We start from the raw sequence: 25,387 nt of genomic DNA on the forward strand, positions 1-25,387 counted from the left end.
GTCACAAGACAGCCTGATTTTCAGGAATTGATTGACGGGAAACGCCCGGCCTGACATCACGACCTGCTTCAGGATCGCCCGAAAGTATACACAAAAACACCACGCGAGATCAACCAGACCACCCCGGGTTTCCCCTGATTCACCAGAAAAACTCAGCCGCCGATGTTCAAATCGGCGAGATTCCGTATTGGCTCAACCTGATCTGACTGTAGAATGGAATCAGCGTGAAAACTCAAGCTGCCCCGTAACTTCTGCATCTCAGAACCAGGGGCTTTCGCTCGATATCCCAAAAGGCAGTCTGCATGCATTTTATCCGTCTCACTCGGACAATCGCTTTTTCCATTATTACCGGTCTCATCCTGGTATCGGCCCCTGCTCTCCAGGCAGACGACAAAGCAGAACAGCCCTTTCAGCCCAACGATCCGCAGCAGGCCAAACCCAATCCCCCGCTGAATCAGCTCAAGCAGATCCTGCAGGGAATCTTCGGCAAGAAAAAGCCGGCCGAAGTCCAGGTAGACGAAGCCGACAAAAAACGCACACCAGACTACTACCGTTACCCGCAGGACCTGGAACAGGAACGCCGCTTCAAAAGTGTACAGCAGTTACTGCAGGATGAGCAGTGGGAAGCCGCACGCGAAAAACTGCAGTTGATGCTGGAAAACAGCCTGAATCTCCCGGTCCACATCGCCGGGGAACGGGGATTAATCACCGACCGGGAACTGATCTACGAACTCCTGGAACTCCTGCCCGAGGAAGAGCAGCAGAAATTCGAACGGCAATATGCGGCCCTCGCGGAAAAAATGTTCAACGACGCACAGCAGAATAATGCGCCCCCCGAGCAGTTCGCCGAAATCGCCACCCGCTTCTCCAGCACTGCTGCCGGCGCCCGCGCGATGAACTACCTGATCTCCTATCATATGGAACGCAAAGAGTTCGGACTGGCTGAGCAATACGTGCAACGACTTCTGAAATACCAGCCCCCCCTGACCCGCTCTCCTCAATGGAAAACGAAAGCCGCTTATATTCTAAAACAGACGGGCAACCAGGAACTGGCCCGGCAACTGATGGCATCATCCAGCGGTGCTGTCGACCTCAGCCAGCCGATTCAAATCGGAGGCAGCACCGAAAAGCCGCTGACCTGGCTCGAAAAACAACAGATCCTCGGCTCAACCGGAAATCACCCCCTGGACGAATGGCCCATGCTGTTCGGCTCTCCCAGCCATGCCGCCCGCGCCCAACAGGCCGATCCGCTGCTGATTCCCCGCTGGTCTTACCCGCTGACTTCCAACCATTCGATCCAGTCTCAGCTCGATCTGATCCAGGAAGACCTGGCCAGTTCCGAGCATGCCACTGTACCGGCTCTGCCTCCCCTGGCCATCGATGGAAAAATCGTCTTTCGCACTCTGAAGGGAGTGCAGGTCATCGACGCAGCGACCGGAGCCCCGCTCTGGCAGACAGCTCTGGAGAACTCTCCGGAAGAGTCCTTTATCAAAGCACAGCTCAAGGGACAACAGGAACCCGAGGCCCGACGGCTGTTTGATCCCGCACCGGACGTGCGTCCGTTCTCTATATACAATGGGACCGACCCCGATGCGCACCCGCTGACCAGCCTGATCTATCGCAACGCCAACTGGGGCAGCCAAAGCAGCGATGGCGAGCGGCTGTTTATTCTGGAAAGCATGCGACTGAACCTCAGCGCCAGCGGCACTTCGCGGAATCTGAACCGCTTCCGCCGTCGAAGAGGCGACTTTGAGGAAGACTTCTGGTCATCCAATCAACTGGTTGCCTACGAACTGCAAACCGGTCAGCCTCTCTGGAAAGTCGGAGGCGTCAAATTCGATGAACCGTTCGACCTGCCCCTCGCGGGAACTTTCTTCTTCGGTGCTCCTACCCCTTCCGGCAACGAACTCTACATCATCGGCGAACGCGATCGTGAGATTCGGGTTTATGCCCTCAATCCGCAGACTGGTGAAGAACTCTGGTCTCAGCAGATCGGTAACCCCGAACAGGATATCGCCCTGGATATGGTCCGCCGCTGGTGGATCGCACCGGTCGCCGTCGACCAGGGAATTCTGATCTGCCCGACCACCATCGGCCTGGTCACCGCTATCGGCCAGTTGAACCACTCCATTCTGTGGTCGACCCGGTATACCTCATCCGCTTCAGATGAAAACGGACAGCATTTCAACCGCCTCGAACAGACCAGCTTCGAACCCGTTAATCATCGCTGGAGCCCCTCTGCACCGATTATCATCGACAGCAAAGTCGTTTATACGCCCCCCGATGATCAGTCGCTGATCTGCCTCGATCTGATCACAGGCCTGCCGGCCTGGACCAAACGGGCCAAAGAAGCTATGGTCTCCCTGGCCGGCGTCGCGGATGGCAAAGTGCTGATGGTGGGCATGAACAGTGTGACCGCCATCGACCTCAAAACAGGTAAAAACGCCTGGCAGACACTCTACGACAAACAGGCGGGCGCCCCTTCGGGACAGGCAGTGATTGCCGACCAGCATCTGCACGTCCCCCTGCAGAGCGGACAGGTCTGGACCTTTGATGTCGCTTCAGGCAAAGTCGTCAATCGACTGTCGAATGCCAGCACCAACCAGCCATTGGGAAATCTGATCGTGCATCACGGTCAGTTTCTTTCACTGAGCCCCCGCGGCCTGGTCAGCTACGAACAGAAACAGACCTTTGAAAATCAGATCCAAAAGATTAAGCAGCAGAACCCGAACAGCCCGCTGGCACTCTTCAAGGAAGCCGAACTGCTGATCATGAATCAGCGCTACCAGGCCGCCTGGTCCCGTCTGCAGCAGCTCGATCGCAGCCAGCTCCCTGACGCAGATCAGAAAAAATTCCACGACCAACTGGTTCACTGCCTGACCGCACTGATTCGCTCCGACTTCCAGCAACACGATGAACTGGTCACCGAGTTGCAGCAGCAGGTCAGCTCCGAAAAAGAACGACTGGAACTGCAGCGTCTGCTCATCGAACGCGCCCGGGCCCGGCACGAATTCTCCCGCACACTCTCACTGCTCAAGGAACTGGGACAGGCCCCCGCAGAAACGTTCTTCCAGAATGAAAATACTGAAGTCCAGATTGACTGCTGGATCGCCGGCCAGGCTGAAGACCTCTGGAGTCAGGCCAGTAAAGTAGAACAGGAACAGTTCACACAACACTTGAATCAGCGGGCAGCGGAACTCGCAAATGCCGACAGCGAAGATCAGCAACGCTTCCTGCGTCAGTTCGGTTTTCATACCGCCTCAATTCCGGTTTTGAGACAGCTCATCGATGGCGCCCTGGCTTCGGAAGAATTCTTCACCGCTGAACTCTGGCTCTCTCGCCTGATCCAGCAGAAGCAGCCGGAACTCACCGCAGAAGGCCTGGCAGGCATGGTTCGACTCTGCCTGAAACACGAACTCGATGCCGACGCACAGCATTACCTGGAAGAACTTGCCAACCTCGATTCTCAACTCCGTCTGCCCAATAACCAGAGCGTAGAACAGTTCATGGTCGCCACCTTGCAGACGTTGCGCGACAACGAACAACGGCGACCGCAGTCCAGCAACTGGCGTCCGGAAAAACTCAAGCTGATTGTCGGCGGTTCGGGCCGTTATATTTCAACCCGCGAACAGACGCTCGACACACTCGACTCACCACTCCCCTTCTTCCGCACACACAGCCTGACCGTCGATCCCCGCGAGAACCGGCTGGCCATGACTGAAACCTTCAGCAAGCGAATGATCTGGTCAACGCCCCTGCGGTCCATGCAGCAGGCCCGTTCGTCCAGCTTCAATGAAAGCGAACTGGTAGGCCATAACCTGGTACTACAGCACCGCGACATGCTCCACCTCTACGACCTGGTCGACCGGAAGCTGATCTGGAGCCAGAAGCTCGAACGGGAACAGACCAATCGCCACTACAGCAGCATGTTCAACCGAACACCCGCTCCACTGGGAACCGAATCGTCTCTGATTCATCGGCACCATCCATCGATCGTGATTCGCAACGTCGGCATGATCGCCGCTGCGAACGCCGATTACACCTGCTACTACAGTCGTCGCAACATCATTCTTGTCGACACCCGCACCGGCCAGGTCCGCTGGACCCATGAAAACGTGGATCAGGACACCCGGGTCCTTGGGGATGACCGGCAGATCTATCTCGTCTCGCGGAATCGTGAAGTGAAAAAGATCCTCCGCGTCAGCGATGGACAGGAGCGCGAACTGCCGGCCAATATTCGCCTGATGAGTCACGCCATTTACCAGGGGGGCTCCAACTTTGTCGGCATCATTCCTACCGGCGACATCAAGCATCCCATTCGCGATGCCCGCCTGACTTCGATTTTCGCCTTCCAGCCCGGTGTGACGCATCTGCCCTGGACGCGGGAATTCGACCGCGAAACCAAATTCGCGATGTGCAGCCAGCATTTCCTCGCGGCACTCACGCCTGCTGGGGAACTGAAAATCGTCGACCTCAGAAATGGTCAGGTGCGGGACCTGGGAACCATCAACAAGGATCAGTTAGGCAAACACGATGACCTTTATGTCGTCGCAGATCGTGCCCGTGTCTACCTGGTCGGCAATTCCCAGGCACGCAACACGATCTCGGTCAGCGTGCCCTCAGTCCCCACAAATGGTTCCCTGACCGTCTTTGATCGCCAGACCGGAAAACAGATCTGGACCGAGGACTTCGAGAAGAAACACCTGGTCCTCGACGAACAGAATCTGCTGCCGATAACACTTCTCGTCTCGCGCGATTACCTGCGAACCGGCAATCGGTCCACCAGTATTATTCATCTCAAAGCACTGGATAAACAGACCGGCAAAACGCTGCTCGACTGGAAAGCACCGCTGGAATCCAACATTCGGGACATCCGAGTCGACTACGAACAGAAAATGATGGAAATATTAATGTACAACGCCAAAATCCATCTCTACGACGCTGACGTGCTCGCTTTAGGCCGCACCGCCCCCGCTGCACCGGAAAACGATCCCGCGAAAGCCGCTGAAAAGCCATCTCAGGAAAAGAGCCAAAAAAAGAATTGAAAAATTCTACTTGCGAAATAAAACTCATAAAAATAAAATGATGTAGTTTCACACCTGATATTTACTTGCCTGATTTAACACCGCTTGAGAAAGTCTATGTTTCACCGCCTGTTTGTCCTGATCCTGATTGGCTCCCTGGCTCTGCCAGCCGTCCCAGTCTCAGGTTGCGAATGTGGCGAAAAACAGACATCTCAGTCCAGTTCCTGCTGCTGTTGCACACAAGCCAACAAGCAGCCAGAGCAGCCGCAACCTAAATCCTGCTGCTGTAAAACTGCGAAAACGGAGGAAAAACAGGCCCCTACAGAGCAGAAGCAGCTAAACTGCCAGCAGAATGGCTGCCAGTGTCAGCACAGCTTCTCTCAGCCCGCCACCGCGACTTCGGTCAAATCGGTTGAGCTGGCACAACAGCTCCGTTGTAACTGGGACCTGATTGACCTGACAGCTCCCCTGAGCCCGGCGACACGCCCGGCCGCTTCTCAATCTCGTGAGCTGCATTCTACCGAAGTTCCCTGCTCTGCAGAGGAACATTGCGCGCATTTCTGCCTCTGGTTGATCTAGTTCGCCCCGTTTCCGGCCGGATCAACCCGTGCCGTTCCCCGCATTTCATCATGTAAATGATGACGTGCGCTCCTGACCGGCCCCCGCCTTTCTGCAGGAGTCCCGAACGCACACCGCTTTAAGATACGTCACGTTTCAAGTAAGAAAAACCAAAACTGTTTTTTACCCTTAAGGAGAAAACCATGCGTCAAGTATTATCAATCGCCGCCGTACTGGCTGTTGTCGCTTTTGCAGGTCAGGCATTCGCCGCAGATGCTAAAGCGATCTGCCCCGTTGCCGGTAAGCCCGCCAAAGACAGCGTCACCGCTGACTACAAAGGCACCACCGTTGCTCTCTGCTGTGGCAACTGCAAAAAAGCTTTCGAAGCAAACCCCAAGAAGTTTGCCGCTAAAGCCAACCTGCAGCTGGTTGCTACCGGCAAAGCCAAACAGGTCAAATGCCCCTTCGCTGGCAAGCCTGTCAATCCTGCTCAGGCCGTGACTGTAGCTGGAACTGAAGTCAAATTCTGCTGTGGTGGATGCAAAGGCAAAGCCGCTAAAGCTTCCGGCGATGAGCAGATCAAACTGATCTTCAATGACAAAGCCTTCGAAAAAGGTTTCAAAGTCACTGAAAAATAAGCTGATTCGTCAGCGAAATCTTTCAGCATGCATTCGCGGGCCAGCGTGCTGAGATTTTAAACAGAGAGCGGGCGTTTCTTTCGAGAAACGCCCGCTCTTTTTTCATGCCTGGATCTGATCGATCGGCGTCAATCAGGTCGTGTATTCGGAATTCAACCGCACGTATTCCTGGGTCAGGTCACTGGTCCAGAACACAATCGACTCTGCCCCGAAAGGCAGCTGCAACTGAATCGAAACGTCCCGGTTTTCGCGAATCGAGCGGGAGACCGCCTCTTCATCGAAGTCGGCCGGCATGCCCTTTTCGTAGATCAGCATCCCGTTGATATGCAGCACGATGTCCTGCTCGGTCAGCTTCACACTCGTCCGACCGGTCGCGGAAACAATCCGGCCCCAGTTCGGATCCGAACCGGCAATCGCCGTCTTCACCAGCGCATCGTTGGCAATCGTCCGGGCAATTTCTTTTGCTTCCGCCTGCGTATTCGTCCCGGAGACTTCAATCGTGACGAAATGATCGGCGCCTTCTGCATCGCGGATGATCGCCTGCCCCAGTTCCATCGCCACTTCCATAATCGCCGTCTGCAGATGAGTCAGGTCGTCTGTAGAAAGTGCTTCCGCGCCCGAGGCACCATTGGCCAGCAGAATGACCGAATCGCTGGTACTCGTATGCCCTTCGACCGACACGCAGTTGAAGCTGTAATCTACAGCTTCCCTGAGCAGTGCATCAGCCTGGCTGGCATTCAACGGAGCATCGGTCATGATTACCGACAGCATCGTCGCCATGTTAGGAGCAATCATCGCCGCCCCCTTCGCCACGCCACTCACGCGGACGGTTTTGTCACCAATCGATAACTCGCGGGTCGCCTGCTTGGGAACAGTATCCGTGGTCATCATGCCCCGGGCTGCATTCAGAAAGGACTCCGCGTCCGCCCCCAGCTCAGAGATCACCCTGGGAATCCCCGCCTCAATCGGTGTTCGTGGCAGGAAGTGTCCGATGATTCCGGTCGAGCAGACCAGGACTTCTTCGCTTTCCAGCCCGAGTCTTTCTGCGACCTGGCTGGTCATCCAGCGGGCATCTTCGATTCCGCGTTCGCCCGTGCAGGCGTTCGCATTTCCCGAGTTAATGATCACCGCCCGCACCGAATCGCCGGGCACGCGTTCGCGGGATACCTTCACGGGAGCCCCGCAAACCTGGTTCGTGGTATAAACGCCCGCCCCCACACAGGGCTCATCAGACACAAACAGCGACAAATCGAAGGTCGATTTGTTTTCCTTAATCCCGCAGGCCAGACCGGCAGACCGGAAACCCTGGGGCAAAATCATGTCAGCAGTCAACTGCTTCTCCTCGGAAAGAAATCATGGTTCAGACAATTAAGCCTGTCGTTTCCGGATAACCGGCCATCAGATTGAAATTCTGCACCGCCACGCCTGCAGCCCCTTTAATCAGGTTATCGATTGCCGAAAAGACAATCAGCTGGTTCCCCGCGGACTGCAGCGAAATATCACAATAATTGGTCCCCGACACTTCCCGGGTCGCGGGCAGCCGGTCGATGATGCGCACGAACGGTTTATCTGCATAGAAGGTGCGATAAACTTCTTTCAGATGATCCAGGCTCGTATCTTCTTTCAGGCGGGGATACATGGTCGCCAGAATTCCCCGGTTCATCGGGGTCAGGTGCGGCGTGAACGTCACTTTCACGTCTGTTCCGCCCAGTGTCGTCAGGACTTCTTCGATTTCCGGCGTGTGCCGATGCGTTCCCACACCATAGGCGGTGATGCTCTCATTACATTCCGGGTAAAGCGTTCCCAGCTTCGGTTTCCGCCCCGCGCCGCTGACGCCACTCTTCGCGTCGATGATAATCCCCGTCGGCTCAATCAGGGAGTTGGCAATCAGGGGAGCCAGTCCCAGAATCGAGGCGCTGGTATAACAGCCGGGATTGGCGATCAGATCGGCACTGGGAATTTTGTCCGCACCGAGTTCGGGCAGACCATAAATCGTGCTTCCCAGGCGGGTCGGATCGATGTGCACATGATGATACCACTGCTCGTAGACCGCAGGATCACTCAACCGGTAGTCGGCACTCAAATCGACCACGCGACAGCCGTCAGCAAGCAGATCCGGAATCACTTCCATACTGGCCACGTGTGGGAGAGCACAGAAGACAAAGTCGGCCCGTTCTGCAATTTCTGCCGCTGACAGATTCTCACAACGCAGATCCAGACGCCCCTCGAGAGAGTGGTGAATCTCACTGATATGCGGTGCTTCATCTGAGCGTGTGGTCAGCGCGACGATCTCGACTTCGGGATTTCGCAGCAGAATTTTGATCAGTTCCAGAGCCGCGTACCCCGTGGCTCCCATGATGGCAACTTTGGTCATTGTTCCCCGTTCCAGGTCTGTTCTCAAAAACCGTTCAGATCGGAGCGAGCCCCGCTGAACAAAATCAAAACGTACATTCTAAGCAGCTATATGGGGACGACAAGGTTGCCTGCCCCGGGGATCGCCCGCTTTCTCCAGATTTTGCAGTAACGCGGGCTTCACACGAGACAGAATCAATCGAACTCCACCACTGTCGGATGCGAACCAGCGTTCTCTGCAACCCTTGATTTATAATGGTTCTTTAGAATTAACAAAGTCAACTCTCTCACATCAAATGCCCCCGATTCTTTCAAATTAAGCGGCAAAATTAATTCTGTTTCCTTTTCAAAAAGTACCTGAAACATCACAATAAATTGATCGATTCCGGTAGTTTCTACCGACGACAATTCAATTCGCTGGCGCTCGGCGTTCCTTTCTCAAATGGCCAGGACGGTAGTTCTTCGTCAGGGGTCGCGCCGACACGCATGCTAGCTCAACACGGATTTAGAATAGAGTAGAATGTCTAACGTTGCCAAACTAGCCGCCGATGCGCTGTCTGAAGGTGGTGGAATTTTTCGACTGTCTCCTACCTGGGTTCCCCGAGTGTTCCTGCAGCCTGGTCGTCGTCTCAAACTGCACCCCAATGACTACTATGCCCTCGGAACACACCGCGGCGGGATCGATGAACGCTGGTTTGGTTCTACAACGGTCGCCACCAACGAAGGGGCACCAGATGACGAAGGCCTCAGCTACTGTGTCTTCGGCGATGAAAAATTCACCCTGAAAGACGCCATCAGCGAACTGGGCGGCGAAATCATCGGCGACGCCATCTGGGGCAAGTACAACCGCTGGCCCGTCTACTCGAAATTCTTCGATAACATGGGTCCGATTCCGCACCACATGCACCAGAATTCCGAACAGGCTGCCAAAGTCGGTCAGGAAGGGAAGCCGGAATCCTACTATTTTCCACCCCAGTTGAATGCCATCGGGAATAACTTCCCCTACACGTTCATGGGGCTGGAACCCGGAACAACCAAACAGGACGTCATCGATTGCCTGGATCGCTGGAACGACGGGGACAACGGCATTCTGGATCTCTCCAAAGCATACCGCCTCAAACCAGGAACTGGCTGGTTGATTCCTCCCTGTGTCCTGCACGCTCCCGGAAGTCTCCTGACCTACGAACCACAGTGGGGCAGTGATGTTTTCGGCATGTACCAGTCAATGGTGGAAGGTCGGGCCGTACACCGCTCCCTGCTAACCAAGGACTTCCCCGAAGACAAGCACGACGACAACGCCTACCTTGTCGAAGCCCTCGACTGGGAAGCCAACGTCGATCCGAACTTCAAAGAGAACAACTACCTCGAGCCGATCACTATTGGCGATACCGCCGCAGCAGGTTACGTTGATCGCTGGGTCGTCTACGGGAAAGTCAATGGCGAGCAGCTCTTTACCGCTAAGGAACTGACCGTCGATCCGGGTGCAAAACTCACCCTCAAGGATACCGGCGCCTATAGCTGGATCACCGTCCAGGGTGAAGGCAAAATCGGCAACCTGCGGCTGCAGACGCCCGCCATGATCCGCTTCGGCGAAATGACGGAAGACGAAGTCTTCGTCACAGAAAAAACAGCGAAAGAAGGCGTTACCATCGAAAACACCGGCAGTGAGCCTCTCGTCTCGCTCCGTTACTTCGGTCCCGACGCCTGCCCCGACGCTCCAAACGTCGGCGACCATCACAAGTAAACTGAATCGTCACACGCAACTGCCCGACCTCTCGGGCAGTTTTTATTTCGATCTGATACCTCCTGCAGACATGAAGGACCCTCTCATGAGTGATAACGCAGCCAACACCCTCCCCAAACTTCACAATGCCTCCTGGCCGGGTGTCGTCGGAAAAGGCCCTGATTCCGAGCCCCCCATCGATCTGGATACCATGCTCGACCTCACCGCTGCTGCGGAAGTGGACGGCGTCAAATTCGACGGAACAGACCTGTTCCTGTTTGATCCCCATGTCAGCATCGACTCCACCGACGATGACCTCAAACAACTGGCTGAGAAAGTTCAGTCACGGAATCTGGTTATCGGCTCGGTCGTGGCCCCTGTCTGGCCGCCCACCGGTGGTGGATCCGCTATGGGCAGCGACGAAGAACGCGGTCAGTTCCTGGAACAGGTTCGTAAAGGCTGTGGCATCGCTAAGAAGCTGCGGGAACTCGGCGTGCGTCCCTACGGCGTCGTTCGCATCGACTCCGCTGCCGGACCTGGCGACTGGGTCGCCGACCCCAATGGCAACCAGGCGAAAATCGCTGCCACCTTCAAACAGGCCGCCGACATCGCCGCCGATCACGGCGAACGACTCGCCGCTGAAGGGGAAATCTGCTGGGGCGGCATGCACAGCTGGAGACGCATGGTCCAGTTGCTGGAAATGGTCGATCGTCCCGACGTGGTCGGCTTCCAGGCAGACATGTCTCACACCCTGCTCTACCTGATGGGTTACAACGCTCCCGAAGACCGTCTGCTCCCCGAAGACTTCGACTGGAATGACGAAGCCACCTTCGATTCCGCTTATACCACTCTGACCGATGCCCTGCGTCCCTGGACTATCGACTTCCACGTCGCCCAGAACGACGGCACCGTACATGGCACCGGTTCACACGATAAAACCGGTCGTCACTGTCTGCCCAACGATCCCAACGGCAAGCTCGACATCACCAAACGGGCCGGCTACTGGCTGCGTGACGGCAAGGGTGAGCTGACGAAGAAATTCGAGCACATCTGCTGGGACGGCTGCATGTTCTCCAACGAAGTCATGATGAACCCACAGACCTGGAACGATATCCTGGCAGCCATGATCAGCGTCAGAAACGCTCACGGATGGTCCTGATTTCTGGCCGCTGATCAACTGACTTAAACCTGCATTTTTCATTTTAAACGACAAGGAGTCACACCAATGACCAAACCAGTTCGCGTCGGCCTCATCGGCTACGGATTCATGGGACGTACCCACTCCAACGCTTATCGTCAGGTCAGCAAGTTTTTCGATATCGATCACACCCCCGTTCTGCAGGCCTGCTGTGCCCGCAGCGAAGACAAAATCAAAGACTTCGCCGACAACTGGGGCTGGGAGTCCTACGAAACCGACTGGCGAAAACTGATTGAACGGGACGATATCGACCTGATCGACATCACCACCCCCAACAACTCGCACCACGATATCGCTATCGCCGCTGCGGAAGCCGGCAAAATGGTCCTCTGCGAAAAACCGCTGGCCATGAATGTCGCCGAAGCAGTCGCCATGACCGAAGCGATCGAAAAAGCGGGTGTCGCCAACATGGTCTGGTTCAACTACCGCCGTGTCCCTTCGATCACCCTCGCTAAACAGCTGGTGGACGAAAACCGCATCGGACGCCCTTTCCACTACCGCGCCCAGTACCTGCAGGACTGGACCATCGCCGAAGACGTTCCCCAGGGGGGTGCGACACTCTGGCGTCTGGATGCCAAAGTCGCCGGTAGCGGCGTGACCGGCGACCTGCTGGCCCACTCCATCGATTCGGCTATCTGGCTCAACGGACCGATCACCTCGGTCTCCGCAGCCACCGAAACCTTCATCAAGGAACGCGTGCACCAGGAAACCGGCGAAAAGACCAAGGTCGAAATCGACGATGCCTGTATGTTCCTCGCCCGCTTTGCCAACGGGTCACTGGGAACCTTTGAAAGCTCCCGCTACGCTCGCGGACGTAAGAACTTCAATACGTTCGAACTGAATGGTGCAGATGGCTCCGTCTACTTCGATCTGGAAGATCCGCAGATTCTGCAGTTCTTCGAATACGCCAACCCCACCACCGGCAAAAAGGTCGAAGACCACGTTACCGGCTGGCGGCGGATCCACGTCACCAACTTCGAGCATCCCTACATGGATAAATGGTGGGTTCCCGGGTGTACCATCGGTTACGAGCACACCTTCACCAATGCCCTGGCCGACTTCTTCCAGGGCCTGGATACCGGCAAACCGACTCAGCCCGACTTCCGTTCCGCTCTCGAGACCCAGAAAGTCTGCGACGCGGTCCTGCAAAGTGCAAAAGAAAAGCAATGGGTCGAAATAGCATAGCATTGCAGGCAGGTTTTCTGCTATAATGCTTACTCAATCAGAATTTACAAAAACGGGTGGCACTCCGCGTCGCCCGTTTTTGTTATAGGTAGAATCAAAAATAGACGTTAGAAAATTGGGAGTCAAAATAGTGGACCGTCATCCAATCTCACAAGAAGGTTATGATAAACTGCGTGAAGAGATCCGCCATCTCGAAAACGAAGTCCTGCCTGATATCGCTCAGAGAATCGCAGATGCCCGGGCCGAAGGGGACTTGAAAGAAAACGCAGAATACCATGCCCAGCGAGAAGCACAGGGGATGACTAACCTGAAAATCAGCAAGCTGAAATCAAAACTCGCCAGCTGCTATATTGCTGATAAATCGTCCATGCCCAAAGGGCAGGTCACCTATGGCTCCGTCGTCACCGTAAAAAACCTCGACGATGGGCTGGACGAAAAGTACGAATTCGTCGGCCCGGGTGAAGAGGACTACATGGGCGAAGTCATGAAGATCCTGACCTCCAGCCCGCTGGCCCAGGGTCTGCTGAACAAAAAAGTCGGCGACAAGGTGGAAGTCGATGTTCCCTCTGGGAAACTCCACTTTGAAGTCCTGGAAATTGAAGATATGGAAGACTGAGCACCGCTCGTCTGAAAATAAAAAAAGCGACGTGAAACCTGTTTCACGTCGCTTTTTTATTGGGTCAGAGACTACCTGGGGGTCCAGTCAGGCAGCGTCAGAGAACCCGGGCTTATTTCACTTTGACCATCACCCGGTTCATCAGAGGAACCGAAGGGGCAAAGGTCTGCACGATTGTAGTCACCAGTTGTTTCAGGTAGTAGCTGGAGCTGACACCGTAAACGGTGATTCCTGCATGATCGCAGCGGACTTTGATATTACGAACTTGCTGATGCGTCCCGGAAACAATCTCTGTTTCCAGTTCTTCTGCTTCCGGGCATGATTCCCACTGGCTGGCAGCCGCCGACACAGATGCGGACTGTTCAACGACAGGTTTCAGGCTTTTGCGGAGACCGTCCAGGATTGTTGTTTCTTCTGCAAAGGCACGACGGGGCTTTTGTAAGATCTGCAAAGACATAGCCATTATCCAACTAAAATAAATGAGGGTCGGCTGGGATTCATACTGATATACCAGCAATGGCGAATCATGTGCCGAAACGGGAACAGTCTCAAAAAAACTGCTCAAACGGTATGCCCACCGTGATATAAAAAAGCCATATCCAAAGCAACGGCATATACTTAGTTAATTCAACTTTGAACCCAATCTTAACCCGCTCCACATCTTCGCTGGCCCCTCAGTTAAGATTCCGTGTGCAACCTTTATTTGCGTCTGCCGAAAATCTGCCCAAGACTCAGGCAGGAATACCAGCCCCTGCCTCCCGAAGCCCTGCTCTCACAATGGCCTGAGCGCTTTTACCCAATCCGTAATGTCCTGTATCACCTTTTCAGAGACATGCCCTGGAACCAGGTACTCCGCGGGGAGGCTCTTTCCCTCACCTACCATCAGGAGATGATTCAGTCCGGGATACGAACGCAGGCGGACATCCTCCCGTTCAGCCAGCGCCTCTTTCCAAAGCCTGAAGTCCTCCATGGTGACCTGATAGTCCCGTTCCCCCTGCAGGATCAACAGGGGCTGTGAGAGTGTTCTGGCGGCCTGGGCGGGCTGATAACCCCGCAGGTCCAGCCAGTAGCTGGCTGACACGCCCAGAGGCAAATCCACAGCCGAGACCGACTCGTTCAATTCCGTCGACCTGACGCGCTCCACCTGGACCGCCAGGGCATCGAGCTGCGCCTGCTCCTCACTGGTCACTTTCCCGTCCAGCTGGACCAGATACCTGGTCTGGTCGAGAATCAGATCCTCCAGCGGCCTGACCGATCCAGCCAGGCTGATCAAACCAGCAACATCCTTGCTCTCCGCCGCGATCCGGGGCAGCAGATAACCGCCCAGGCTGTGTCCCAGCACCACAATTCGCTGAGGATCGATGCGTGGATCTCCGGCAAGCCGCTGGACAGCCAGCGCCGCATCCTCCACGGTCTCTTCCCTGACCTTGATTCGCTGCGACAGTAGGGCCATTTTCAGGCGATGGTGGTAAGTCCGCTTGTCGTAGCGAAGCACCGCGATCCCCCGCGAAGCGAGCCCCTGCGCCAGATCCTTGAACGGCTGATTAGGGCCAACCGTCTCATTGCGGTCCTGGGGACCGGAACCATGCACCAGGATCACTGCTGGAAAGGGCCCCTCCCCGACTGGCAGCGACAGGGTTCCCGGCAGTTCCCAGAGCCCTTTACCGATTACCACTGGTTCTTCGGTGAATTTCCGGGGATCAACATAGCCCGGTCTTTGATACTCCCCATCCGGCTTAAAAAAGAGCCCGCTGATCAGGTTGTCTTTCGCATAGACAACCCGCGCCATCACACGGTTTTTCTCAAACTGGCAGCTCACCAGCACAATCTCGTAAGGCGCTTTGGTTTCGACGCGTGTGCTAAGAATCTTCTGGAACGCTCCATGCTGCTGCTCCAGAGCCACCCAGAGGGCCTGCAACCGTTCGGCGGAGAGTGCTTTGGCCATCACCGCATCAAATTCCTGGACGGCTTGGACTGCTTCCCCCCGGTCTAACTGCTCGATAAATGTTCGGGCCTGCTCAATGCGCCCCGCGCTTCCCTGCTCCGCCCCCTGGACAGGCAGCATCAACAGACAACAGATCGCCAGGAAACCGATCATTCTGAAAAAAAGCGACATCGACTATGCCCCGTTGCTTGTGGTGACCCGGAAATGAAAAACGCCCTGCCAGCCTGAATTCTCTCAGGCCGACAGGGCATGGTCAAACATCAGCAACAGAGAGCCGTTATTTCAGCTCGAAGTCGACCGTATTCTCCCCTTCCTGAATCTGGGCAGAAAGTGTGGACTTCGAATTGTAGTCCGCGGGAATGAACTGTTCTTCGACCTCAATTTTTTCGCCATCACCGGCGGAGCTGACCATTTTCTTGCCGGTCCCACGATAGCTTTTAATCTCGACACGGTTCTTACCTACCGTGACTCCCTTCTCGGCGGGAACCGAGTATTTCCCATCCTTGATGTCAGCAAACACGGCCTTACCCGCGACTTTGCCATCAATGACTTCCCCATCGGGAATGAAACGGATTTTACCCGTCTCCAGAGGTTTTCCCCGGAAGCTGACGCTTCCTCCCACCGAGGCAGTGGAGAACTGCAGTTCGGAACTCCCACTACATCCCGGCACCAACATCAACAATAACGCAAAAAAACAGAGACTGGTCGGGCGCATCCCATCCATTTTTGATTTCCTGTAACTGTAATCAGATGAAGCAACCGGCTTTGAAATCACAAAGCCGGTTGCAGAAGTTGAACTCAATTCGATCAGAAGGATCGGAGACGGCTGGAATTAAAATTCGCCCAGCACATTATCATCCGACTTGTTCCCCAGGTTCTGCCAGGTCCCCAGGTGGATGTTGTCGGAGACAAAACGGACAGAGCCATCGCAGAGCAGGATGTGTACGCCGCCCACATGCTTACTGGCTGCGGGTGCATTTGCATATTCCTGGAAGGTTCGGCAGGCCAGATCATGATTCGGCGGGAAGACCGTCAGATAAGCCCAGCGAATGGAGGCATCCCCTTTGAACCAGGATTCCCCTCGATATCGGTTGGTACTGGCCGTTGTACTGCAGTCATCCAGCAGAGCACCACCACTGACGTTACCGTAGTTCCGGTATTCCGACCCGACCAGCAGTTCCGAAACCATCATTGTGTTTGAAGTTCCGTCGGTGATATCCCGGATGAGCGTCTTACTGTCGGTGAAGAACACGGAGGTCCCGTTGTTCTGGTAAGAGCTGCCTCCGCCGGAAACTGCTCCCAGGGGGCTGTTCCCGACACAGCCCGTGTAGTTGCTCGGGCCGGCACTGGAGTTGGTCAGATTCTTTCCGCCCGGATCACTGGGACAGCGATAAACGGGCAGAATCGCGTTCCGCGCTTCGGCGTTCACCGCATTCCGTCCCGGGTCGGCAACCTGAAAGTTGATTTTGTTATACAAAGGTCCCTGATCCATGAAAGGCAGAATAAACGCCGACCAGAGCACTTTACCGGTGTTCCAGCCTTCAACCGGTCCATAGGGATGTCCCTGTGCCCGGGTAATCCCGGGGGGAAACGTGGAATGTGTTTCCAGGTAGTTATGCAGTGCCACACCAATCTGCTTCAGATTGTTCTTACAGGTACTGCGACGGGCGGCTTCCCGCGCCTGTTGGACGGCGGGCAGCAGTAAAGCGATCAAAATGGCGATGATGGCAATCACCACCAGTAGTTCGATCAGAGTGAATCCTCGTTTGCGAGCGCTCATGGGTTACTCCAGAATCAGGTTCAAATCAATAAATACAAACATCAATCACCCGGGCAGAATCGGGAAAGCGACCCCGAGCAGACCGTGGTCTGCAGCCTCTGTGGATGAGTGAACAGCACAAATTTAAATGTGGGTTACGTAAACCGGGTTCAGCTTACGGTGTGAAAAATCAGGTTGGATGTTTTCAGGTAAGTCTTCTCAGGCAGGTATCGTTTCAGCAGGAGACTCTCAGGCAGGTTCACCACGGGTTTCGTAGCGAAGGGAGAGCACGGAATGCGAACACGAGACTTCCATCTCAAAAGCAGTGTTCACTAGTCGATGATAGCAGACCAAAGACCCAATTCCAAGCAGGAACTCAGCCTGTCTGCAAAAACCCGGCAATCTATACCGGATGTTTCGGGACGAAACGACCGCCACAGAGGTTCAGGAGCGACTTCCAGGCGCAGAGAAAGGGCCTTCAGAAAGTTCTGAAGGCCCTTTTCTATGTAAATATCACGATCTGTTGATTGAACTGATCGATCGTTTTAAGCAAGCAGACCCTGCAGCAGGTTTTCTCCGGGACCGTGATCATAGCAATCACTGTGATTCCAGAGAGGCAGGCCAGCAGCGTAACGAGCGGCAAGCATCAGAACTTTCTGTTCTGAACCAGGTTTGGCCTGAGTAGCTTCGTCCGGGTTGATGCCCATCTGACGATACTCTTCTTCACCAAACAGAGCATCAAAGTTAGGCTCATAGCCATCTTCCGAGTACTCGTCCTGGTATTCACCATCTTCGTAGCTGACCAGTGACTGATCATCTTCAAGTTCGTATGAAAGACTATCAACGTCATTTGAACCCATCAAAAATGCCGACATTCTCTTCTTCTTTCTCCAACAACAATTAATAAGCCCAGGTTTTCAGCCCATACCATATGAGCAGACAAACCTTCTACGTGGAACAATAAAATTCAGTCATCTCTACCAAACCGAGTAATTCAATCGCTCGTAGCGTACGCTTCCATTGCGTTATTTGGGAGATTGAAAGCAACACCCTCCAAGGGTGTGGGAAGTTTTTATCAGGCGGGAAACTCTTCTAGTTCTGGTGTTGAAAAAACATCCCGAAAGTTCAAGGTTGCAGCTAGGCGCCGCAAGAGAGGACACCCAATTGATATCCCCTGTTTACAGGACAATTCTTGAGTTTTTATGCTAAAATGTCAACAAGATTTTTGACATTTTTGCAAACTACTCTGAAATCGAATCGCCCATAGACCCAAGTCTCCCAGTGCTGGCAATTACTGCCGATCAGCAGCCGATCGATGTTGATTTTTTCGATCAATCAAAACCTGGACCTGCCTCACCAGCCCCCACCTGAGAGCCCCTCAGAGGCCCGCTCAGGGCCGGCTGATCCCATAGCGTTTCAACTTCCGATCCAGCGTCGAGCGCTCGATACCGAGGATCTGAGCGGATCGGGACTTGTTCCAGTTGGTGTTATTTAGCACCGCCAGGATATGTTCCTGCTCCACCTCTTCCAGCGAGACCTCCCGGAAGCCCCTGTGCACAGCCGGCAGCACACTTTGAGGATCACTCTCCATCCCCACCGCGGAAAGCTGAATGTCCTCAGCATCCACCACATCACTCGTACACAGGATGAAAGCCCGCTCGATCGTATTCTGCAGTTCGCGGACATTACCCGGCCAGTGATACGACTCCAGCAGATCCTTGGCCTGATCGGTGAACCCGCGTATCGGTCGCCCCGTTTTTGTCACGAACCGGTTCAGGAAGTAATTCGCCAGCAGCAGGATGTCATCTGCACGCACCCGCAACGGATCCACGCTCACCTCCACCACATGCAGCCGGAAATAGAGGTCCTGCCGAAACGTCCCCTTGGCAACCGCCTTCTCCATATCGCGGTTCGTCGCCGCCACAACGCGGACATCCACGTCAATTGAGGCGCTCCCCCCGACCCGCTCGAAGGAGTGTCCTTCCAGCACGCGGAGAAACTTCGCCTGGACCGCCAGGGACATCTCCCCGACTTCATCCAGAAACAGCGACCCACGGTGCGCCTGTTCGAATTTCCCGGGCTTCTGACTCGTCGCACCGGTGAAGGCCCCTTTCTCGTGGCCGAACAGTTCGCTCTCCAGCAGCCCCTCACTCAACGCCGCACAGTTCATACAGACGAACGGCTGCTTCTTCCGCTGACTGTTGAAGTGGATCGCCCGGGCCACCAGTTCTTTCCCGACCCCACTCTCCCCCCGGATCAATACGCTCGCATCCGTCGGGGCAATGCGGAGAATCTGTTCCTTCAACGCCACCATGCTCGGGCTCTGCCCCACCAGCTCGCTCTCCAGTTCCAGCTGTTCGCGGAGTGCCTTGTTCTCCCCTTCCATCCGAGCCAGGCCGTCTGAGAGCTGCAGCTTCTCACTCAGGTTCTGCAGTGAAACCGCCAGTTGGTCGGCGAGCGCCAGCGTGAATTCCAGATCTTCTGAATCCAGCGGATTATCAGGGTTGGTAGAATAGAGGTGAATCAGCCCCGCCACCCCGTTCTTGTTGCGCAGAGGGGCACAGATCACACTCTGGGCATGAATCTTCCCCAGGCTGTCGCGTGTCGAGAGTTTGCTGTCGTCAGCGATGTTATGCGCCAGGAGTGCGTCCCCTTCGTCGAAGACCATCCTGGAAAGGTAGTCGGACGGCTTCCGATAAGGCAGTTCGTCCACGGACTGAAAGGCGATCACCCGCAGGTTTTCCGGCTTGCGGGGCAGGCTTTTACTCGGATCGAGGTTCAGAATCGCACCGATGTCCGCACTCGTCCCTTCAAATAAACCGTTGAGCACAATCTGACACAGCTCCTGTTCGGACTGGGCATTCCCCATCTCCAGGGCCAGTCGATACAGACGCCCCAGTTCCCGGCTGGCACGATCCCGATCGATCTGTGACGCGGGGGGCGGCGTGTGAAACCGGGTGTGGCTTTTGCGCTGAACAATCTCGGGCATATTCAGCTCATCCCAGCTCGACTGCTGCCCGACTCCCATCGTCTCGCTGTCGATCACCGCACTCGAGCCGTCCGAAGTCGGACGCGAAGAGAATCGCGACACATCGAAGGTGAAGATCGCCTCGCTGTCACCGATCTCAACCACATCCCCTTCCTGCAGTCGGTGGTCCTGCGAAATCGCGAGCCCCTGCACCAATGTGCCGTTACGGCTGCCCAGATCGCGAATGTACCAGCCACCATCGCTGTAGAAGATCTCACAGTGGCTGCGGCTGCAGACTTCGTCGTCCAGTACGATTCGATTGGTCGGAGCACGCCCGATGGTTGTCACCTGGCGGTCCACCAGACGGTAGACCTTGCCCCGTTCGTCCACTTCCTGCACGATCAGGTAGGCCACCGTTGAGGCGGTCTTGGAATTTTGTTTTTCAGAATTATGCATAGATAATTACGCAGGAAAGAACACACAGACCTCCGGCCCGTGCACCTGATGCCTCATGAAAGAACTGACAGGCATGCGTTTCGCAAACATTGCCGAAACCCGTACGCCCTGTTTACTTACGATAGCCCCAACAAATATTATATTCAATTAACTTGCACCAGAACATAAAATTCGTCAAGCTAATCCTGTGAAATCTCAATAACATCCTGCCTGTAATTCCGCATATAGAGAATCTCCCATGAAAGATTTACTGCCTTCCCGTGCGTTCTCTCCTGCCCTGAAGTTCACAGCAGCCCTCTGCTTCTGCCTGCTGGCGTTTTCCTCGATTCAGGCCGAAAACTGGCCTCGTTTCCGGGGGATTGACGGTTCCGGCCTCTCCAGCGAGAAAGGCTTCCCCCAAAGCTGGACCGAAAAGGACTACGCCTGGCACAAGGAACTCCCGGGTCTCGGACACTCCTCTCCCTCCATCTGGGGAGACAATTTGTTCGTCACCGCCGCCCTGGGAGAAGGCGAAACACGCTACCTGTTCTGCCTCGACCCCAAAACCGGGGAAGAAAAGTGGAAGCGGGAAACCAAACTGAAGAAGAGCCACAAGCACCGTAAAGGCAGCTGGGCTTCCAGCACGCCGGCCACTGACGGCGAGCACGTATACGTCGAATTCGCAGACGAAGAATCTTACATGCTCATCTGTTACGACTTCAAAGGCAACAAGATCTGGGAACGCGACCTGGGCTCCTTCACCAGCCAGCACGGTCACGGCAGCTCTCCCATGATCTACAAAAACCTGGTCATCGCCACTAACGATCAGCAGGGGCCCAGCTCGGTCACCGCTTTCAACAAACTCAACGGCGAAATCGTCTGGAAAGCCGACCGGGCCGTCCGGAGAACCTCTTACGCGACTCCAATTATCATCGAACACCCCAACACCGGACCACAGCTGATCTGCGTCAGTGGGGCCACCGGTATCAGCAGCCTCAACCCGGAAAACGGAAAAGTCAACTGGACCACCGGCGAATTTCCGATGAGAACCGTCTCCTCACCCGTCTACGGCGAAGGACTGATCTTCGCGACCTGTGGCGGCGGAGGTCGCGGTAAGCTGCTCTACGGCGTCGATCCCACCGGGTCCGGAAACATCAAGGAAACCCACATCAAATACGAACGCTCCACCAAACTGCCTTATGTGCCGACCCCCGTTGTCTATGAAGGACACCTCTACCTCTGGGGCGATGCCGGCGTGGTCAGCTGTGTTGATCTCGCCACCCAGAAGAACGTCTGGACCGAACGTATCGCAGGCGACTACAGCAGCTCTCCCGTCTGCATTAACGGCGTCCTGTACTGCATCGACGAAAATGGCGAAGTCGCCATGGTCGACGCCTCTCCCAAATTCAAAGCTTACGAAAAAATCAAGCTCGGAGACCAGAGCCACGCTACCGTGGTCGTCGCCAACGGACGCATGTTCCTGCGAACCTTCAAGCACCTCTACTGCCTCGAAGCCAAAAAGTAAGCACTGGAGTGAAGGATACAGAATTAGAAAAAACTGATTCATATCAATCACGGGTTCTGTTATAATTCAACTACAACGGTATGACGGGCTTCCGCGTTCTCTGGAAGCCCGTTCCATTTCCTTTTGACAGACTCTCCAGACGAGATACCGGGCCATCTCAAATCTGTCAGTGACTCTGATTGAAATTTTGAAAAAGAAGGACTGACCATGCCCGCTTGGCCCGGCGGCCCCTGTCCACGCTGTGGGGAGGACATGCCTGCGAACCTCGTTCACTGCCAGACCTGTCGTGAGCTGCTGAATGAAGACCTCGAACACGACACTGTCGAGATTCCGGCCTTTCACCCACTCAAGGAACTCGCGGTCCGCATAGACGCCTTTCCGATCGGCTTCTACTTCCAGTGCCCCGACTGCAGCAAAGAACTCCGGGTCCACAAAAAGTATCTGGGCAAACAGGTCAGCTGCAACTTCTGTCAGTCCACGATCCAGCTTCCAGACGAATCCCGCAGCCATGTCGCTTCCGCGTTCTACACGAAATGCCCACACTGCAAAGAAGAGTTGCGCATCGCCCGCAAATACCTGGGCTCTGTCGCCGCCTGCAAGTTCTGCAAGGGCCATATTCAGTTGCTGGAAAAACCCGCCGACCCGGTCGACAGTTGAAGCCTCAGGCTCACTGGAGCACCTGCTCCGTCGCCTGTCCGGCTGCCTGCTCACTCTCAGCCGCCTCTTCCGCACTCTGCCAGGTGACATCCGCCTGAGCGGGCCGCGTCTTATAGAGTTCGCCCTGCTCATTGAACAGCAGCGCGACATTCATGTGCCAGCGGTTTCCGTTCTCCTGCTCCCACAGATCGCAGTAATAGATGGACGGGCTGGAAGCAAATTCTCCACTGATGCCGGCGTCCGTCAGCTTTTGAATCGCCTCGGCTTTCGGCGTACCCAAAGGAGTGATCGCCAGGATCTTCTGAGACTGCTCTTCAAACACCAGCGGAGCAGGCACCACACGACGCACGCCAGTGCAGGCATTCAGGAGACAGACGCACGACACGCCCAGCATCCACGCCAGCAGCAATCTTCGGAGCTGCTGCAGTCGGTACGATACTCGCCTCAAGTGAGTCATACTCTCCTGCCTCCCTGCGGATTAAAACGAGAAACCCAGGCCTGTCTAAGCCCACAGGCGGGAACGATGACTGAATTTACCAGATCCGTCCCGTTTTGCGTATGGCAATTTTCGCTCTCCCCACGGACAGGTACCAACGCAAACAGCCGGACCTGTTAAAAACAGATCCGGCTGGAATTTGGCTTATTTCAGCAGAAAAGGCAGATTATGCTGCCAGAGCTGCCTGTGCTGCTTTGACGATCTCATCGAAGATCTGAGGCTGAGAAATCGCCAGTTCGCTGAGAGACTTCCGGTTCAGCGTGATGCCTGCTTTGGACAGACCGTTAATGAACTGCGAATAGTTCGTACCCCGAGCACGACAGGCAGCGGTAATACGGGTAATCCACAGAGCGCGGAATTCACGTTTGCGAACCCGACGGTCACGGTAGGCATAAGCACGAGACCGAATGATTGTTTCTTTTACGGTACGCAGTAACTTGCTGCGGCCACCGTAATTACCACGGGCTTCTTTAAACAGTCTTTTCTTGGCTCGACGTCGAGCTGAACCTTTGCTAACTCGCATTATTACTTTCCAACTGAATGTGTAATCTGGATTCTGTCAGGATTGTTTCCCCGCGTGCCGTCGTCTGGGGAATCGGGAACGGTTTAAGAACCGGGACGCAGGGCTTCCACGATCAGCTTCGCTTCCGTTCCGGTCACGACGCCATCGCTACGCAGACCGATTTTCCGCTTGGGGCTCTTCTTGCTCAGAATGTGTCCCCGAAATGCTTTGCGGTGCTTGGCTTTTCCTGAAGCGGTAATCTTAAAACGCTTCTTCAATCCTTTGTGAGTCTTTTGCTTGGGCATTGTTCTTCAATCTTCGTAAATGACTTCAGCCTTCGCCGGCCCTCTGACACAACAGAGTTTCAAAGCGTAAGTCCTGAATGACACTATCTATATATCTCTTAACCGGACCAGGTTTCACCCGGTCAACAGCAAAGAATACTGTTCATAAAAACAGAAACCACAACGGTAGCGCTGTAGATTGATCGGGCAGTATAATCAGCCTCCCCTCTGGTTTTCCACCGAAACGGGAGTAAATTCCGTATTCCTGCAGAGAAAAAAACCGATTTCCCGAAAACTCGCGTTCTCCAGTCGACGTGAACGCTCGGAATCCATCAATCTCGCGGGCGATGACTCCCGCTGCAGGTCATTCAGCAGTGGCTCAACCAGGGAAATGTAAACATACGATCACACATCCAGCGTGTTCGTCCGCGTCAGGCCTGGCCTGCTTCCGCCTGCTTGATTCGCTGCTCGATGATATCTTTGGGTACCGCCAGCATTTTTTCAATGCTGATCGCCTTATGCCCCTTATAAACACCCGGATAAGCCGTGAAGACCGGCGCCCCTTCGATTTCCACCGTCAGGCTCTGGGCACTCCCCTTGTTACACATGATCACATCACCGACCGCCAGATTCATCACCTCACCCGCAGTCAGCCGACTGTGATCCAGTTCCACCTTCATCTCAATCTTGGACTTGGAGACACTCGCTTCCAGATTCAACTGCTGACGCATGTCAGGCGTTTTCTTCTTATAAGCCGACCAGGTATCTGAAGTCAGCTTATTTGACAGCGGCTCAATCGTATTGAAGGGAATACAGAGGTTGATAATGCCCCGGGTCTCCCCCATCGTCACTTCGAAAGAGATCAGCACGATCACTTCGTTCGGCGGCACGATCTGAACCAGTTGGGGATTACTTTCCACCTGGGAAACCCGCAGCTTCCAGTCGCAGAGGTTGCTCCAGGCAGATTCGATCCCCTCAATCGCCAGGCCAGTAATACGCGACACCAGGCGGATTTCGATTTCGGTAAGAGCCCGGTTGGGATAGGCGCCGTGCGTGTGGCCATCCCCACCCAGCAGCCGGTCGATGATCGGGAAGATAATTGAAGGGCTGATATCCAGAATAATATGCCCGTCCAGCGTCTCGGACTCGAGCAGGTTGAAGCAGGTCGGGTTTTCCAGACTGAAGACGAATTCAGAATACGTCAGCTGGTCCACACTGATCAGTTTGACTTCAATAATCGACCGCAGCATCCCGCTGAGTGCCGCCCCGAACTCCCGGCTGAAGCTCTCATGCAAAGCGCGAAACGCCCGCATCTGCTCTTTACTGACGCGTTCCGGGCGCTTGAAGTCGTAGATGCTGATCTGGGAATTGAAATCGGTATTCCGGGCCGCCGGTCGACTCCCTCCACCGGAAGAGCCGGCAGATGGATCCAGCGCCGATAACAACGATTCCACTTCATTTTGACTGAGTACGTCTGCCATCCCTGGCCTCCCTGTAATTCACAGCCCGCCGGGATATGAGG

21 protein-coding genes are annotated in these 25,387 nt (G+C 55.0%); 9 read left to right on the plus strand and 12 right to left on the minus strand.

Annotation, left to right across the window (positions count from 1 at the left end; all coding sequences use genetic code 11):
- The first annotated feature begins 302 nt into the window (after positions 1-302).
- The 3 genes from FYZ48_RS13385 (at position 303) to FYZ48_RS13395 (ending at position 6,220) form a co-directional block, all read left to right on the plus strand.
- The gene (locus tag FYZ48_RS13385) at positions 303-5,045 is read left to right on the plus strand and encodes an outer membrane protein assembly factor BamB family protein (RefSeq protein ID WP_149341162.1); all 4,743 of its coding nucleotides are present in this window, start codon (positions 303-305) and stop codon (positions 5,043-5,045) included.
- Between the two features lie 96 nt (positions 5,046-5,141).
- Complete coding sequence (locus tag FYZ48_RS13390) at positions 5,142-5,603, plus strand: hypothetical protein (RefSeq protein WP_149341165.1); 462 nt, start codon at positions 5,142-5,144, stop codon at positions 5,601-5,603.
- Between the two features lie 182 nt (positions 5,604-5,785).
- On the plus strand, positions 5,786-6,220 hold the full coding sequence (locus tag FYZ48_RS13395) for a hypothetical protein (RefSeq protein WP_145037618.1): 435 nt from the start codon (positions 5,786-5,788) through the stop codon (positions 6,218-6,220).
- Between the two features lie 132 nt (positions 6,221-6,352).
- Here FYZ48_RS13395 and argJ read toward each other — a convergent pair whose 3' ends face one another.
- Together argJ and argC are read right to left on the minus strand one after the other, a co-directional pair.
- Entirely contained in the window at positions 6,353-7,552 is a 1,200-nt protein-coding gene (gene argJ / locus FYZ48_RS13400; protein ID WP_242022640.1) for a bifunctional glutamate N-acetyltransferase/amino-acid acetyltransferase ArgJ, read from the minus strand.
- Between the two features lie 28 nt (positions 7,553-7,580).
- Positions 7,581-8,594 (minus strand): N-acetyl-gamma-glutamyl-phosphate reductase, encoded by a 1,014-nt coding sequence (argC, locus tag FYZ48_RS13405; RefSeq protein WP_149341167.1) that lies wholly within the window; start codon positions 8,592-8,594, stop codon positions 7,581-7,583.
- 498 nt (positions 8,595-9,092) lie between these two features.
- Between argC and FYZ48_RS13410 the strand changes: the two genes are divergently transcribed.
- From FYZ48_RS13410 to FYZ48_RS13425, 4 genes are all read left to right on the plus strand, one after another.
- Positions 9,093-10,316 carry a hypothetical protein gene (locus FYZ48_RS13410; RefSeq protein WP_149341169.1) on the plus strand — a complete coding sequence of 408 codons (1,224 nt, stop codon included), beginning with the start codon at positions 9,093-9,095 and terminating at the stop codon, positions 10,314-10,316.
- 85 nt (positions 10,317-10,401) lie between these two features.
- On the plus strand, positions 10,402-11,454 hold the full coding sequence (locus FYZ48_RS13415) for a sugar phosphate isomerase/epimerase family protein (protein ID WP_149341171.1): 1,053 nt from the start codon (positions 10,402-10,404) through the stop codon (positions 11,452-11,454).
- Between the two features lie 66 nt (positions 11,455-11,520).
- Entirely contained in the window at positions 11,521-12,678 is a 1,158-nt protein-coding gene (locus FYZ48_RS13420) for a Gfo/Idh/MocA family protein (protein WP_145037610.1), read from the plus strand.
- Between the two features lie 127 nt (positions 12,679-12,805).
- Positions 12,806-13,294, plus strand: a complete 489-nt coding sequence (locus tag FYZ48_RS13425) for a GreA/GreB family elongation factor (protein ID WP_187782036.1) — start codon at positions 12,806-12,808, stop codon at positions 13,292-13,294.
- Positions 13,295-13,406: 112 nt separating this feature from the next.
- On the opposite strand, the gene FYZ48_RS13430 is transcribed toward FYZ48_RS13425, so the two are convergent.
- From FYZ48_RS13430 to FYZ48_RS13455, 6 genes are all read right to left on the minus strand, one after another.
- The gene (locus tag FYZ48_RS13430; RefSeq protein ID WP_145181335.1) at positions 13,407-13,751 is read right to left on the minus strand and encodes a hypothetical protein; all 345 of its coding nucleotides are present in this window, start codon (positions 13,749-13,751) and stop codon (positions 13,407-13,409) included.
- A gap of 315 nt (positions 13,752-14,066) precedes the next feature.
- Positions 14,067-15,410, minus strand: coding sequence for an alpha/beta hydrolase (locus tag FYZ48_RS13435; RefSeq protein ID WP_149341174.1), 1,344 nt, complete (start codon positions 15,408-15,410; stop codon positions 14,067-14,069).
- 106 nt (positions 15,411-15,516) lie between these two features.
- Positions 15,517-15,963, minus strand: coding sequence for a hypothetical protein (locus tag FYZ48_RS13440; RefSeq protein ID WP_145439416.1), 447 nt, complete (start codon positions 15,961-15,963; stop codon positions 15,517-15,519).
- 108 nt (positions 15,964-16,071) lie between these two features.
- Positions 16,072-17,019: a DUF1559 domain-containing protein gene (locus FYZ48_RS13445; protein ID WP_149341176.1), complete on the minus strand. Its 948-nt coding sequence runs from the start codon at positions 17,017-17,019 to the stop codon at positions 16,072-16,074.
- Positions 17,020-17,543: 524 nt separating this feature from the next.
- On the minus strand, positions 17,544-17,873 hold the full coding sequence (locus FYZ48_RS13450) for a hypothetical protein (protein WP_145037599.1): 330 nt from the start codon (positions 17,871-17,873) through the stop codon (positions 17,544-17,546).
- Between the two features lie 515 nt (positions 17,874-18,388).
- Complete coding sequence (locus FYZ48_RS13455; protein ID WP_149341179.1) at positions 18,389-20,422, minus strand: sigma 54-interacting transcriptional regulator; 2,034 nt, start codon at positions 20,420-20,422, stop codon at positions 18,389-18,391.
- 238 nt (positions 20,423-20,660) lie between these two features.
- On the opposite strand from FYZ48_RS13455, the gene FYZ48_RS13460 reads away from it, so the two are divergent.
- Both FYZ48_RS13460 and FYZ48_RS13465 read left to right on the plus strand, forming a co-directional pair.
- Entirely contained in the window at positions 20,661-21,926 is a 1,266-nt protein-coding gene (locus FYZ48_RS13460; protein ID WP_149341181.1) for an outer membrane protein assembly factor BamB family protein, read from the plus strand.
- 207 nt (positions 21,927-22,133) lie between these two features.
- Positions 22,134-22,583, plus strand: a complete 450-nt coding sequence (locus FYZ48_RS13465) for a hypothetical protein (RefSeq protein ID WP_145181328.1) — start codon at positions 22,134-22,136, stop codon at positions 22,581-22,583.
- A 10-nt stretch (positions 22,584-22,593) separates the two neighbouring features.
- Here the strand turns inward: FYZ48_RS13465 and FYZ48_RS13470 are convergent, their stop codons facing one another.
- The 4 genes from FYZ48_RS13470 to fliM all read right to left on the minus strand — a co-directional run bounded on the left by FYZ48_RS13470 (position 22,594) and on the right by fliM (position 25,346).
- Positions 22,594-23,031, minus strand: a complete 438-nt coding sequence (locus FYZ48_RS13470; protein WP_149341183.1) for a hypothetical protein — start codon at positions 23,029-23,031, stop codon at positions 22,594-22,596.
- A gap of 214 nt (positions 23,032-23,245) precedes the next feature.
- Positions 23,246-23,602 carry a 50S ribosomal protein L20 gene (gene rplT, locus FYZ48_RS13475; protein WP_145037588.1) on the minus strand — a complete coding sequence of 119 codons (357 nt, stop codon included), beginning with the start codon at positions 23,600-23,602 and terminating at the stop codon, positions 23,246-23,248.
- An 83-nt stretch (positions 23,603-23,685) separates the two neighbouring features.
- Positions 23,686-23,886, minus strand: coding sequence for a 50S ribosomal protein L35 (gene rpmI, locus FYZ48_RS13480; RefSeq protein ID WP_145037587.1), 201 nt, complete (start codon positions 23,884-23,886; stop codon positions 23,686-23,688).
- Positions 23,887-24,296: 410 nt separating this feature from the next.
- Positions 24,297-25,346, minus strand: coding sequence for a flagellar motor switch protein FliM (gene fliM / locus FYZ48_RS13485; protein WP_145181326.1), 1,050 nt, complete (start codon positions 25,344-25,346; stop codon positions 24,297-24,299).
- Positions 25,347-25,387 lie beyond the last annotated feature (41 nt).

It is taken from the genome of Gimesia chilikensis, assembly GCF_008329715.1.
Lineage (GTDB): Bacteria > Planctomycetota > Planctomycetia > Planctomycetales > Planctomycetaceae > Gimesia > Gimesia chilikensis.